This window comes from Pseudomonas sp. AE27 (genome assembly GCF_037113495.1).
Taxonomy (GTDB): Bacteria; Pseudomonadota; Gammaproteobacteria; order Pseudomonadales; family Pseudomonadaceae; genus Aquipseudomonas; species Aquipseudomonas palmensis.
Map to the genome: position 1 here is coordinate 3657391 of NZ_CP146966.1, position 13650 is coordinate 3671040.

Here is a 13650-nt window from a genome sequence, read left to right on the forward strand (position 1 = left end):
CGATTCTCAGCGGACTGCCCCCATGGTTGATTCTTACGACACCGCCTTCGACGGCGAAAAAAGCAAAACCCAAATCAAGCGCGAGATGCAGGCGCTGGTTGATATGGGCGAGCGCCTTACCACGCTCAAGCCCGATATCCTGGCCAAACTGCCCTTGACCGACGAACTGCGCGCGGCCCTGGAAGAGCACAAGCGGCACACCGCGAACGAAGCCAAGCGCCGTCACAAGTCGTTCATCGGCAAGCTGATGCGCGACCAGGACATCGACGCGATCCTCGCGCTGCTCGACCAGCTCGACGCCTCTTCGCGCCAGTACAACGAACGCTTCCACAACCTCGAACGCTGGCGCGACCGGCTGATCGGCGGCACCGACGACGTACTGGAGAAGTTCGTCCAGGAGTACCCGGACGCCGATCGCCAGCAGCTGCGCTCGCTGATCCGCCAGGCCCAGCACGAGCTGGCGCGCAACAAGGCGCCCACCGCCAGCCGCAAGATCTTCAAGTACATCCGCGACCTCGACGAAATCCAGCGCGGCCTGCGCTGATTCTCGCCACCGGGCAGGCACCCTGCCCGCCCGGTTTCATGCTCATGCGCCCGTGCCACCCACGGTGATCGCATCGATCTTCAGGGTCGGCTGGCCAACGCCCACCGGCACCGACTGCCCATCCTTGCCACAGGTGCCCACACCACTGTCCAGCGACAGGTCGTTGCCGACCATCGACACCCGGCTCATGGCCTCGGGGCCGTTGCCGATCAGCGTCGCACCCTTGACCGGCGCGGTGATCTTGCCGTCTTCGATCAGGTAAGCCTCGCTGGTGGAGAACACGAACTTGCCGCTGGTGATGTCCACCTGGCCACCGCCGAGGTTGGCGCAGTAGATGCCACGCTTGACCGAGGCGATGATCTCCGCCGGGTCGCTTTCGCCGGCGCGCATGTAGGTGTTGGTCATGCGTGGCATCGGCAGGTGCGCATACGACTCGCGCCGCCCGTTGCCGGTGACTGCCATGCCCATCAGGCGGGCATTGAGCTTGTCCTGCATGTAGCCCTTGAGAATGCCGTTCTCGATCAGTGTGGTGCATTCGGTCGGAGTGCCTTCGTCATCGACGCTCAACGAACCGCGGCGCCCTTCGAGGGTGCCGTCGTCGACGATGGTGCACAGGCTGGACGCGACCTTCTCGCCCAGGTGGCCACTGTAGGCCGAGCTGCCCTTGCGGTTGAAATCGCCCTCCAGGCCATGCCCGACCGCCTCGTGCAGCAGCACACCGGACCACCCGGCGCCCATCACCACCGGCAAGGTGCCGGCCGGTGCCGGAATGGCCTCGAGGTTGACCAGTGCCTGGCGCAGCGCCTCGCGGGCAAAACCCATCACCCGCTCGTCGGTGAAGTAGCGGTAGTCGGTGCGCCCGCCGCCGCCATGCCCGCCACGTTCGCGACGGCCATTCTGCTCGACGATCACACTGACGTTGAAGCGCACCAGCGGCCGCACGTCGGCCGCCAGGCTGCCATCGGCAGCGGCCACCAGAATGCGCTCCCACACCCCGGCCATGCTCACGCTGACCTGCTGGATGCGCGGGTCCAGGGCACGCGTGGCCACGTCGACACGCTTGAGCAGCTCGACCTTCTCGGCGCGGCTGAGCACATCCAGCGGGTTGCCCGGCGCATACAGCGCGGTCACGTCCTGGCTCTTGAAGGCCTGCACGCTGCCATTCTGGCCGGCGCGGGAAATGGAGCGCGCGGCGCGTGCAGCGGAAGTCAGGGCTTCGAGGTTGATCGCGTTGCTGTAGGCAAAGCCGGTCTTTTCACCAGACTGGGCGCGTACCCCGACCCCCTGGTCGAGGTTGAAGCTGCCTTCCTTGACGATGCCGTCTTCAAGCGCCCAGGACTCTGAAATCTGGCCCTGGAAGTACAGGTCGGCGGCGTCGATTCCCGGCCCGGCCAACTCGCCCAGCACCGATTGCAGGCTGTCGAGGGTCAGGCCGCCCGGCGCCAGCAGGTGATCGCTGACAGTGGATAACAACTCGCTCATAGTCACTCCGAGGTGTGCGCAGGCCGCAATGCGTCCTGCGAAAAAAAGCGCCGGTGCGAGGCCACCGGCATTCGCGCCCGAATGGACGCCTGTTCGCTACTGTCGCGGGGCGCCAGCAGCACCGCTTCACCGCTGGCCTGCTGGGCAACGATACGCCCCCAGGGGTCGACGATGGCGGCATGGCCATGGGTTTCCCGTGGCCCCGGGTGCGTGCCGCCCTGGGCGGCCGCCAATACGTAACACTGTGTCTCTATGGCCCTGGCGCGAATCAGCACGTCCCAATGGGCCGCACCGGTTACTGCAGTAAAGGCTGCCGGTGCACTGATCAGTTCGGCCCCGGCCGCACGCAGCGCGCTGTACAGCTCGGGAAAGCGCAGGTCGTAGCACACGCTCAGGCCCAGGCGCCCCACCGGGGTATCGGCCACCACCACCCGCGCGCCGTGGGCATAATCGTCCGACTCGCGGTAGCGGCCACGGTTGTCGGCCACATCCACATCGAACAGATGCAACTTGTCGTAGCGGGCCACCTGCTCGCCGTGCTCGTCGACCAGCAGGGAGCAGGCATGGGCTTTGGCCTCGGGCCGGTCGAGCGGCGGCAGCGGCAAGGTGCCCGCTACAATCCATAACCTGAGGTCGCGGGCGGCCTGTTTCAACCAGGGCAGGATCGGCCCCTCCCCCAGCGCCTCGGCCCGGCCGATGGCGGCACTGTCGCGCCGGCCCATGGCAGCGAAGTTTTCCGGCAGCACCGCCAGCCGCGCGCCCCCTTCGGCAGCCCGCTCCAGCAGGGCACGGGCCCGCGCCAGGTTGCCCGGCACATCGTCCTGGCTGACCATCTGAATAACCGCTGACGTCATGTCCATGTTCTAGCGCGACTTCTCGAAAGGTTTGATAAAGCTAATCTTAGGCTCTTTCCACGGGCCCTCGACGCGGTAATGCACACTGGCATAGCGCGCCACCCGATCCCCCAGCAGCCGGTCCACCAGGAACAGCGCCCCGCCCACCGCTGGCGCGCCCACGATCAGCGCCGCCAGGGGCAGGTTGTTGGTCACCGGCAAGGTCACCTGCAAGGTCGCATCGACCCGGTCCCGAACCATGTCCAGGGTGCCATCGAGCTCGAGGTTGCTGGACGGGCCGGTCAGGGTGATCGGCTCGCGCGTCACATACACCCCCTCGCTTGCCACCAGCAGGCCCTTGACCCGGTCGTAGCTCAGGCCCTTGTCGAGCAGGTCGGAGAAGTCCAGGCGCAGACGCCGGCCGATCGAGTTGAAATTGAGCAGGCCGAACACGCGCAAGGCCTGCGCCCCGCCTTCCACTTCGACGAACTGCCCCTTGCGCAGCAAGGCATCGAGGTTGCCGGAGAAGTGCTTGAGGCTGACCCAGGCCGGCGACCCCTGCCAGCGTCCGTCCACGTCCAGGCGGAAGTCGCGGCTGGTCACCGTCGGCGCGAAGCCCCAGGCGGTCAGCACATCGGCCAGGTTCTTGCCTTCCAGGCGCCCCTTGTACCAGCTGTCGCTGCGCCCCGGCGTGCCTTCCCAGGTGGCGGTGCCATCGATCGCCAGGCCCTTGAGGTTCAGGTCCAGGTCGTTCAGGGCCACGCCCTTGGAGGTGGGACGGGTTTTCAGCGCGACGCTGCCGAGCAGATCATCGCCAAGGAACAGCCTGCCGATGCTCAGGTCGATCGCCGGGATCTTGCGCGGGTCGACATCGGCCAGCGGGTCCGGTCCGTCCACTGCGCTGGCGTCGGCCGGGTCGGACGGCGGCAGGTGGAGGGTCGGCAGGTTGATCACGATCGGGGCGCCCTTGGCATCGGGCAGGCGGGCCGTGCCGATGACCTCCTTGCTGTCCAGGCGCAGGTTCCAGAAGTTGCTCCCGCGGTCCAGGCGTACCACTGCCTGGTTGAGGGTCTGGCCAAAGCCCTTGAGCTGGCCGATGCTCACGTCCACGCTGTTGAGCACCTGCCGGGCATTGCCGCCCGGATCGTCACCGGCCATCTGCTCGAACTGCTTCTGCCAGGGCTCAATGTCCAACTGGGCGAGCCGGCCACGCACCCGCAGGCCCTGACCGGCCGGCAGTTGCGCCGTGCCGTTGCCCAGCAGCAGCTCACCGCGCCCCTGGCCGAGCTTGCCGGCAGGCGCGGCATAGGCCAGCCTGGCGACGTCGGCGTAGGCCACATCGAAGCGCTGTTGCGGCCCTTGCAGGTTCATCTTGAACTGCGTGGCCCGGGTTTCGCTGACCGCCTTGCCGAACGGCGCCGGCAGGTCCACTTTCAGGCCCTTGAGGGTAGAGTCGATGCTCAGCTGGTTTTCGCGGCTGCCGACACTGACCTGCAACTGGTAGGGGATTTCTCCGGAGGCTGGCAAGGGCTGGGTGAATTTCAGCCAGTCGGTCAGCGCCTTCAAGGCGATCTGGCCCTTGGCGGCGATACGGGTCTGCAGTTGCCCAGGCTGCCCCTCGGCAAAGATCTGTGCGCTGATGGGCTTGTCGAAGGCGCGCGCGGTGATGTTCTGGCCGCTGAGCCCCTTGTCGAAGTCGAAGCGGAAAGTGCCGTTCAACTGGCTCAGCTCCAGCGGCGGTTCACTCAGCTTCAGGCGCGCCTGTTCGGTGCTGAAGTCCACCAGCACCTTGGGCTGCTGGCCGTGCTCCAGGGGGATATCGAGCTTGAGCTTGCCCTGCAGCGGGCCCTCGCCTTCCCAGCCGGCGAAGGTCGGGCCGGTACCGATCGGCGCGTCCTGCAGGATCTTCACCCCGTCGGCCAGGCGCCCGTCGAACTCTCCGTCCAGGTACAGGTGGGTATGCTCGCCTTCGTTCACATGGGGAATGTTCACGTCCACATTGCGCACCCGGGTGCCGAGCAACTGGCCGCTGCGCGCCTTGACCCGCACACCGGTGTCCTCGATGAACACGTCGCCATCGACCTTGCTCACGTGGGGCCAGCCGGGCTGGAAGTCCAACTCGGCGTCATGCACCTTGAAGAACAGGCTGATGCTGCGCGACTCGGGGGTCGCGCCGTGGTGCAGCGAGCCCTGGTACTGGAAGTAGCCTTCATCCACCGCGCCCTTGAGGATTGCGGTGCGCAACCAGTGGTCCAGCGCAGGGCTGAGCACTTCGGGCAGGTACTTGGCGGTGTAGCGGCCATCGCCGTCGACCAGGCCCACACGCAGGTCCATGTAGTCTTCGCGTGCATCGTCGAACAGCAGCCGGATCAGGAAGTCGCCGGCAATCCTGCCCTCGTCACCCAGTACCTTAAGGTACGGCGCAACCAGGGTGAAACCCTCGGAGTCCAGTCGCCAGGTCAGGCGTGCATTGGCCTTCAGGTAATGCCAGGGGTCGGCGAAGATCGGCGTTAGGTGCAGCATGAACTTGTCGGTGTCCAGGCGCAGCTCGCCCTGGCCCAGGTCGCCGCTGATGCTGCCGCTGACATTCCCGGCAGCGGGGGCGCCGTGGTAGGCGTTGAAGCCGACGCGGTCCAGGTTGGCTGCAAAGCTCAGGCGCTGATCGCCTTCGGCCCTGGGCCGCACGTCCAGGCGCACATTGCGCAGGCCGCCTGTGACCTTGAGGCCCTCGACCACGGCCATGCCCGCCTCCGGTAGCGGCGCGAGCGCCTGGATCAGCGGGGTCAGCGGGGTCAGGTCGAGGCGGTCGGCCTGGATCGCCCACACTTCATCGGCCGGCTCGGTGGCGGCGCTCTGCCTGAGTTGAACGTGGGATTCCCAGCGGGTGTCGCCCAGGCTCATGGCCAGGGAATCGAGCACCACGTCAAAGCCCTTGTCGCTACGCCTGAACCAGGCATTGAGCGCCAGGTTCTCGACCTTTACCGCCTTGCGACCGGCATGCGCACCCTTGAGCTGGGGCGCGTTGAGGCGCAGCGTCGCGGTCTGCAACTGGCCTTTGCCCCACCCTACCCAGGCCTCGCCACCGGCACGCAGTTCGCTGGCCGTGTACGGGCCCAGCAGCCGCGCCGGCACCCATTTGGCCCAGTCGCTCTGTGGCAGGCTGAGGTAGGCATCCACCGCACCGTCGCGCCACTGGTCGGCGCGCACGCGGCTGCGCAGGCTCAGGCTCATCGGCTGGCCGTCGGGCAGGGTCAGGCGCGCATCCAGGCGCTGGCGCACGCTGCCGGTCTGCAGCCCGAGGCTCACATAGGTCAGGGTCATCGGCTCATGCGCGAACGGCTCCAGGGTCACCTGGCTGTCGAGCACCGACACCTTCGCCACCACCTGGCTGCGTTCGAGCAACTGCTGTACATCCAGTGGCTGATCGTCCTGCACCGGCAGCCCCTTGAGGCTCCAGTGACCGTTTTCATCTTCGTGCAGGTTCAGTTGCAGGCCGCCCAGTTCGACCTGGGCCAGGCGGACCTGGCGCTGCATCAGGCTGGCCCACAGGTCGGGCACCACCTTGACCTCGTCCAGGCGCAAGGCGCCGGCGCCTTCGCCCAGCTGCACGTCGCGCACGCGCAACACCGGCGCAAGACCGCTCCAGCGGCCTTCCAGGGCACCGATATGCACCGGCATGCCCAGTGCGGCCTCGGCCTTCTGCTCCACCTCGGCGCGGTACTCGGCAACCAGTGGCACCAGCTCGCGGCCAAGGCTGACGTACAACGCCACCAGCACGGCAAGCAAGGCGCACAGGCCAAGCCCCCAACGGGTCAAGATGCCCAGAACGCGGATCAGACGCTCCATGGCAAGGGCTCCCCGTGTGGTCCGTTAACTATGGCCCGGTACGCGCAGTTTTCCAGCGCAGGGTAGGTTTCAACGCGAGTCAGAGCAGCACCACATCGTATTGTTCCTGGGAATACATGGACTCCACCTGGAAGCGGATGGTTCGCCCGATGAATGCCTCCAGCTCCGCCACGTTGCCCGATTCCTCGTCGAGCAGGCGGTCCACCACCTTCTGGTTGGCCAGCACCCGGTAGCCTTCGGCCTGGTAGGCGCGGGCCTCGCGCAGGATCTCGCGGAAAATTTCGTAACAGATGGTCTCAGGGGTCTTTAGCTTGCCGCGGCCCTGGCAACTGGCGCATGGTTCGCATAGCACCTGTTCAAGGCTTTCGCGGGTGCGCTTGCGGGTCATCTGCACCAGCCCCAGCTCGGTGATGCCGATGATGTTGGTCTTGGCGTGATCACGTTCCAGCTGTTTTTCCAGGGTACGCAGTACCTGGCGCTGGTGCTCTTCGTCTTCCATGTCGATGAAGTCGATGATGATGATGCCGCCGATGTTGCGCAGGCGCAGTTGGCGGGCAATCGCCGTGGCAGCCTCCAGGTTGGTCTTGAAGATGGTCTCTTCGAGGTTGCGGTGGCCGACGAAGGCCCCGGTGTTGACGTCGATGGTGGTCATAGCCTCGGCCGGGTCGACCACCAGGTAGCCACCGGACTTGAGCGGCACCTTGCGCTCCAGCGCACGCTGGATCTCGTCCTCAACGCCATACAGGTCGAAGATCGGCCGCTCCCCCGGGTAGTGCTCCAGGCGGTCGGCGATTTCCGGCATCAGCTCGGCGACGAACTGCGTGGTCTTCTGGAAGGTTTCCCGTGAATCGATGCGGATCTTCTCGATCTTGGGGTTGACCAGGTCGCGCAGGGTACGCAGGGCCAGGCCCAGGTCTTCGTAGATTTCGGTGGGTGCGCCAACGGTCTTGATCTGGGCGCCGATCTGGTCCCACAAGCGACGCAGGTAGCGGATGTCCATGACGATCTCGTCAGCGCCGGCGCCCTCGGCCGCGGTGCGCAGGATGAACCCGCCGGCGTCCTGGATGTTTTCCTGGGCGATGCAGTCGGTGACCACCTGCTTGAGCCGCTCGCGTTCGCCTTCGTCCTCGATCTTCAGCGAGATGCCCACATGGCTGGTACGCGGCATGTACACCAGATAGCGCGACGGGATCGACAGCTGGGTAGTCAGGCGTGCGCCCTTGGAGCCGATCGGGTCCTTGGTCACCTGCACCACCAGGCTCTGGCCTTCGTGCACCAGGGCACTGATGGTCTCGACACTGGCGCCTTCGCGCTGGGAGATTTCCGAGGCGTGGATGAACGCCGCGCGCTCCAGGCCGATGTCGACGAACGCTGCCTGCATGCCGGGCAGCACCCGCACCACCTTGCCCTTGTAGATGTTGCCGACGATGCCCCGCCGCTGGGTGCGCTCGACGTGCACCTCTTGAAGAACACCGTTCTCCACCACCGCCACGCGTGATTCCATCGGCGTGATATTGATCAGAATCTCTTCACTCATGGCAGGCTCTCGTCAAAGGTCTTCAGCTAATGATGGATTGCCCGGCGGTCGCTGGCGAGCAATTAAAGGGGTACGGGCAGTTCCTCGCTCAACGGGGCGGCAGGCCTTGCCAGCAGGGAATGGCAAATTGCTCCAGCAGCTCGGCGGTTTCGCTCAACGGCAAGCCGACCACCGCCGAGTAGCTGCCCTGCAGCGCCTTGACGAAAATTGCCGCCAGGCCCTGGATCGCGTAGCTGCCGGCCTTGTCCTGCGGCTCGCCGCTGGCCCAGTAGGCCAGGGCCTGTTCGGGGCTGATGGGGCGCAGGCTGACGCGGCTGGCAACGTTCACGCTCAGGCAGCGCTCGCCATCGGTCACCGCCACTGCCGTCAGCACGTCGTGCTCGCGTCCGGACAATGCGGCCAGCATGGCCAGGGCGTCGGCCTGCCCCTGCGGCTTGCCGAGGATCTGCCCGTCGAGCACCACCGCAGTGTCGGCGCCCAGTACCGCCAGGTGCCCTTCCACGCCGCTGGCGCGCAACACCGCCAGGCCGGCAGCCGCCTTCTCGCGCGCCAGGCGCTCGACATAGGCGTCAGCCGGTTCGGCATCCAGAGGGGTTTCATCGATGCTGGCGGCCACCGGGGTGAACGGCACGCCGATCTGGGAGAGCAGCTCACGTCGGCGTGGCGAACCAGAGGCCAGGTACAGCGGGGTCATGTGACGTCTCCGTGTCAGCGTCGGTGAGCAACGCGAATCAGTTGATACTCAGGCGTCGGCGCAGGCCGCGCAAGGCGAAGCTGATCCAGGGCCACAACAGCGCACTGATCACCGCCGGCCACACCAGCGCCAGGGTCGGCTGGCGATTGCCGGTCAGGGCGCTGAGCCACAGCTGAACCAGCTGGGCCAGGCCGAAGATCACCAGAATCACCAGGCTCTGCTGCCACATGGGGAACATGCGCAGGCGTTGCTGCAGCGACAGCACCAGGAAGGTGATAAGCACCAGTACCAGGGCGTTCTGCCCCAGCAGCGTGCCGTACAGCACGTCCTCGGCAAGCCCCAGCACGAATGCGGTGGTCATGCCGACCTTGTGCGGCAGGTGCAGCGTCCAGAAGGCCAGCAGCAGGGCCAGCCACAGCGGACGGAAAATCTCCATGAACGGCAGCGTGGGCCACACGCTCAGCAGCAGGCCGATCAGGAAGGTCAACCAGACCACCCAACCGTTGCGGCTACGGGTACTGCTCATCAGTGTCTCTCCCGAGAAGTGGCCGGTGCGGCTGCAGGGGCAGCGGGCGCGGCGGCAGGAGCAGGGGTTGGCGCAGGCGTGCCCGGCGCAGCGGGTGCGGCAGGTGTGCCCGGCGCGGCAGCCGGCATGCTGCCATCGATCGGGCTCTGCGCCTGGCGATCAGCCGCTTCCTGAGCCTGCGCGGCATCGGCGGCGCGCTGTTCGGGGGTACGGCTGTCGGAAAACACCAGCAGCATGTAGCGGCTACGGTTGAGCGCCGCGGTCGGCACCGCCCGCACGATGGCGAACGGCTGCCCGGAGTCGTGGATCACCTCGCGCACCGTGGCCACCGGGTAGCCAGCCGGGAAGCGCTGGCCCAGGCCGGAACTGACCAGCAGGTCGCCTTCCTTGATGTCGGCGGTGTCGGCCACGTGGCGCAGTTCCAGGCGTTCGGGATTGCCGGTGCCACTGGCAATCGCGCGCAGGCCGTTGCGGTTGACCTGCACCGGAATGCTGTGGGTGGTGTCGGTGAGCAGCAGCACCCGCGAGGTGTACGGCATCAGCTCGACCACCTGGCCCATCAGGCCACGGGCGTCGAGCACCGGCTGGCCCAGCACCACGCCGTCGCGTTCGCCCTTGTTGATCAGGATGCGGTGGGTAAAGGGGTTGGGGTCGACGCCGATCAGCTCGGCCACCTCGACCTTCTCGTTGACCAGCGCCGAGGAGTTGAGCAACTCGCGCAGGCGCACGTTCTGCTCGGTCAGGGCCGCCAGCTTCTGCAGGCGACCTTGCAGCAGCAAGGCTTCGGTCTTGAGTTTCTCGTTCTCGGCGATCAGCTCGGTGCGGCTGCCGAACTGGCTGGCCACGCCCTGCCACATGCGTTGCGGGAAGTCGCTGATGGTATAGGAAGGCATCAGCACCAGCGCCATCTGGCTGCGCAGCGGCTTGAGCAAGGTAAAGCGGGCGTCCACCACCATCAGGGCGATAGACAGCACAACCAGCACAAGCAGGTGCACGCCCAGCGAAGGGCCTTTGGCGAAAAGCGGTTTAATAGGCCGCTCCTCGAAGATTCAGGGGGTCATTCATACGGCAACGCACCGGCCTGCTTGCAGGATGGATGGAAACGACGCCCACACGCGCCACCAGCACATACAGGTAGCACTGTGGGCGCTACCTGTAAACCGGGGGACGGGGTGGGCGGTCAGCAAATCACTCGCTGGAGAGCAGGTCCATGGTGTGTTTGTCCATCATCTCCAGCGCGCGACCGCCGCCACGGGCGACACAGGTCAGCGGGTCTTCGGCGACGATCACCGGCAGGCCGGTTTCCTGGGCCAGCAGCTTGTCCAGGTCGCGCAGCAGCGCACCACCACCGGTCAGCACCAGGCCGCGCTCGGCGATGTCCGAAGCCAGCTCCGGTGGCGATTGCTCCAGGGCGCTCTTGACCGCCTGCACGATGGTCGCCAGCGATTCCTGAAGGGCTTCGAGCACTTCGTTGGAGTTCAGGGTGAAGGCACGTGGCACGCCTTCGGCCAGGTTGCGGCCGCGTACGTCGACTTCACGCACTTCGCCGCCCGGGTAGGCAGTACCGATTTCCTGCTTGATACGCTCGGCGGTGGACTCGCCGATCAGGCTGCCGTAGTTGCGGCGCACGTAGGTGACGATGGCCTCGTCGAAACGGTCGCCACCCACACGCACGGATTCGGCGTACACCACACCATTGAGGGAGATCAGTGCGATTTCGGTGGTACCACCACCAATATCGACGACCATCGAACCACGGGCTTCCTCGACCGGCAGGCCGGCACCGATGGCGGCGGCCATCGGCTCTTCGATCAGGAACACTTCACGGGCACCGGCACCGAGGGCCGACTCGCGAATGGCGCGGCGCTCTACCTGGGTCGACTTGCACGGAACGCAGATCAGCACGCGAGGGCTGGGCTGCAGAAAACTGTTTTCGTGAACCTTGTTGATGAAGTACTGCAGCATCTTTTCGCAGACGCTGAAATCGGCGATCACGCCGTCCTTCATCGGACGAATGGCAGCGATGTTGCCGGGCGTACGGCCGAGCATGCGCTTGGCCTCGGTGCCGACAGCGACGACACTTTTCTGGTTGCCGTGAGTACGAATGGCCACAACCGAAGGCTCATTCAGGACGATACCGCGCTCACGCACGTAAATAAGGGTGTTGGCAGTGCCCAGGTCGATGGAAAGATCGCTGGAAAACATGCCACGCAGTTTCTTGAACATGGGAAAGTGACCCTAGGCAACGCGTGGGTAAAAAAGTGCGGCAAACTCTAACAACGGCGGGGATTTTGGGCAAGGCGCCAATATGTTAAATTGGCAGTTTTTCCGAGCAAGCCAGCACACAATCGCGGCCTTATGACCGTAAATCTGCCAGCATGTTCCTCATTCGCGGACCAATTCCGTTTTTTGTTTTCCCCTGGAGATCCCCATGGCGCTTGAACGCTGCGACGTGGAAAAGATCGCTCACCTGGCCCGCCTGGGCCTCAATGAAGCCGATCTTCCGCGCACTACCGATGCCTTGAACAGTATTCTGGGTTTGGTCGACCAGATGCAAGCGGTCGACACCACTGGCATCGAGCCACTGGCCCACCCCCTTGAAGCCCGTCAGCGCCTGCGTGCCGACGTGGTAACAGAAAGTAACCAGAGAGACAGCTACCAGGCCATCGCCCCGGCGACCGAAAGCGGCCTGTACCTGGTTCCTAAAGTCATCGAGTAAGGGAATAGAGCCTGCCATGCATCAACTGACCCTGGCCGAGATCGCCCGCGGACTCGCCGACAAAGCCTTTTCTGCCGAAGAGCTGACCCGCACGCTGCTGGCGCGCATCCAGCAGCTCGACCCGCAAATCAACAGTTTCATCAGCGTCACCGAAGACCTGGCCCTGGACCAGGCGCGTGCCGCCGACGCCCGCCGCGCTGGCGGTGAAACCGGCGCCCTGCTGGGCGCCCCCATCGCCCACAAGGACCTGTTCTGCACCCAGGGCGTGCGCACCAGCTGCGGCTCGAAGATGCTCGACAACTTCGTCTCGCCGTATGACGCCACCGTGGTCAGCAAGCTGGCCGAGGCCGGCATGGTCACCCTGGGCAAGACCAACATGGACGAGTTCGCCATGGGTTCGGCCAACGAATCCAGCCACTACGGCGCGGTGAAGAACCCGTGGAACCTCGAACACGTGCCGGGCGGTTCGTCCGGCGGTTCGGCCGCCGCCGTGGCCGCGCGCCTGCTGCCGGCCACCACCGGCACCGACACCGGCGGTTCGATCCGCCAGCCGGCGGCGCTGACCAACCTCACCGGCCTCAAGCCGACCTACGGTCGCGTGTCGCGCTGGGGCATGATTGCCTACGCCTCCAGCCTCGACCAGGGTGGCCCGCTGGCGCGTACCGCCGAAGACTGCGCGCTGCTGCTGCAGGCCATGGCCGGTTTCGACGCCAAGGACTCCACCAGCATCGACGAACCGGTGCCCGACTACAGCGCCCCGCTCAACGCCTCGCTGCAGGGCCTGCGCATCGGCCTGCCGAAGGAGTACTTCGGTGCCGGCCTGGACCCGCGCATCGCCGACCTGATCCAGGCCAGCGTCAAGGAGCTGGAAAAGCTCGGCGCGGTGGTCAAGCAGATCAGCCTGCCGAACATGCAGCACGCGATCCCTGCGTACTACGTCATCGCCCCGGCCGAAGCCTCGTCCAACCTCTCGCGTTTCGACGGCGTGCGCTTCGGCTACCGCTGCGAAGACCCCAAGGACCTCACCGACCTGTACAAGCGTTCGCGCGGTGAAGGCTTCGGCCCCGAGGTGCAGCGGCGCATCATGGTCGGCGCCTACGCGCTGTCGGCCGGCTACTACGATGCCTACTACCTGCAGGCGCAGAAGATCCGCCGCCTGATCAAGAACGACTTCATGGCCGCCTTCGAAGAGGTCGACGTGATTCTCGGCCCGACCACGCCCAACCCGGCCTGGAAGCTTGGCGCCAAGAACAGCGACCCGGTCGCCGCCTACCTGGAAGACGTCTACACCATCACCGCCAACCTCGCCGGCCTGCCAGGCCTGTCGATGCCGGCCGGTTTTGTCGACGGCCTGCCGGTCGGCGTGCAACTGCTGGCCCCGTATTTCCAGGAAGGCCGCCTGCTCAACGTCGCGCACCGCTATCAGCAAGTGACTGATTGGCACACCCGCGCACCTACCGGCTTCTGAG

Annotated in this window: 11 protein-coding genes; 3 read left to right on the plus strand and 8 right to left on the minus strand. The window is 65.8% G+C overall.

Going from position 1 to position 13650, the window contains the following annotated elements:
• Positions 1 to 22: 22 nt before the first annotated feature.
• The gene (yjgA, locus tag V9K84_RS16915) at positions 23 to 544 is read left to right on the plus strand and encodes a ribosome biogenesis factor YjgA (RefSeq protein ID WP_043862469.1); all 522 of its coding nucleotides are present in this window, start codon (positions 23 to 25) and stop codon (positions 542 to 544) included.
• Positions 545 to 586: 42 nt separating this feature from the next.
• Here the strand turns inward: yjgA and tldD are convergent, their stop codons facing one another.
• The 8 genes from tldD to mreB all read right to left on the minus strand — a co-directional run bounded on the left by tldD (position 587) and on the right by mreB (position 11688).
• Positions 587 to 2026, minus strand: a complete 1440-nt coding sequence (gene tldD / locus V9K84_RS16920) for a metalloprotease TldD (protein WP_043862470.1) — start codon at positions 2024 to 2026, stop codon at positions 587 to 589.
• A 2-nt stretch (positions 2027 to 2028) separates the two neighbouring features.
• Positions 2029 to 2880 (minus strand): carbon-nitrogen hydrolase family protein, encoded by an 852-nt coding sequence (locus tag V9K84_RS16925; protein WP_054916383.1) that lies wholly within the window; start codon positions 2878 to 2880, stop codon positions 2029 to 2031.
• Positions 2881 to 2889: 9 nt separating this feature from the next.
• Positions 2890 to 6705: a YhdP family protein gene (locus tag V9K84_RS16930; RefSeq protein ID WP_088515327.1), complete on the minus strand. Its 3816-nt coding sequence runs from the start codon at positions 6703 to 6705 to the stop codon at positions 2890 to 2892.
• 79 nt (positions 6706 to 6784) lie between these two features.
• Positions 6785 to 8242, minus strand: coding sequence for a ribonuclease G (gene rng, locus V9K84_RS16935; protein WP_043862473.1), 1458 nt, complete (start codon positions 8240 to 8242; stop codon positions 6785 to 6787).
• Positions 8243 to 8330: 88 nt separating this feature from the next.
• Positions 8331 to 8936, minus strand: a complete 606-nt coding sequence (locus V9K84_RS16940) for a Maf family protein (protein ID WP_043862474.1) — start codon at positions 8934 to 8936, stop codon at positions 8331 to 8333.
• 37 nt (positions 8937 to 8973) lie between these two features.
• Entirely contained in the window at positions 8974 to 9462 is a 489-nt protein-coding gene (gene mreD, locus V9K84_RS16945; RefSeq protein ID WP_043862475.1) for a rod shape-determining protein MreD, read from the minus strand.
• Positions 9462 to 10463 carry a rod shape-determining protein MreC gene (gene mreC / locus V9K84_RS16950; RefSeq protein ID WP_338794413.1) on the minus strand — a complete coding sequence of 334 codons (1002 nt, stop codon included), beginning with the start codon at positions 10461 to 10463 and terminating at the stop codon, positions 9462 to 9464. The genes mreD and mreC overlap by 1 nt, the downstream gene beginning before the upstream one ends.
• 187 nt (positions 10464 to 10650) lie before the next feature.
• Positions 10651 to 11688 carry a rod shape-determining protein MreB gene (mreB, locus tag V9K84_RS16955; RefSeq protein WP_008371426.1) on the minus strand — a complete coding sequence of 346 codons (1038 nt, stop codon included), beginning with the start codon at positions 11686 to 11688 and terminating at the stop codon, positions 10651 to 10653.
• A gap of 205 nt (positions 11689 to 11893) precedes the next feature.
• On the opposite strand from mreB, the gene gatC reads away from it, so the two are divergent.
• A complete protein-coding gene (gatC, locus tag V9K84_RS16960) occupies positions 11894 to 12181 on the plus strand; it encodes an Asp-tRNA(Asn)/Glu-tRNA(Gln) amidotransferase subunit GatC (protein WP_043862477.1) in 288 nt (95 codons plus the stop codon).
• Positions 12182 to 12197: 16 nt separating this feature from the next.
• Complete coding sequence (gene gatA / locus V9K84_RS16965; protein WP_043862478.1) at positions 12198 to 13649, plus strand: Asp-tRNA(Asn)/Glu-tRNA(Gln) amidotransferase subunit GatA; 1452 nt, start codon at positions 12198 to 12200, stop codon at positions 13647 to 13649.
• Position 13650 lies beyond the last annotated feature (1 nt).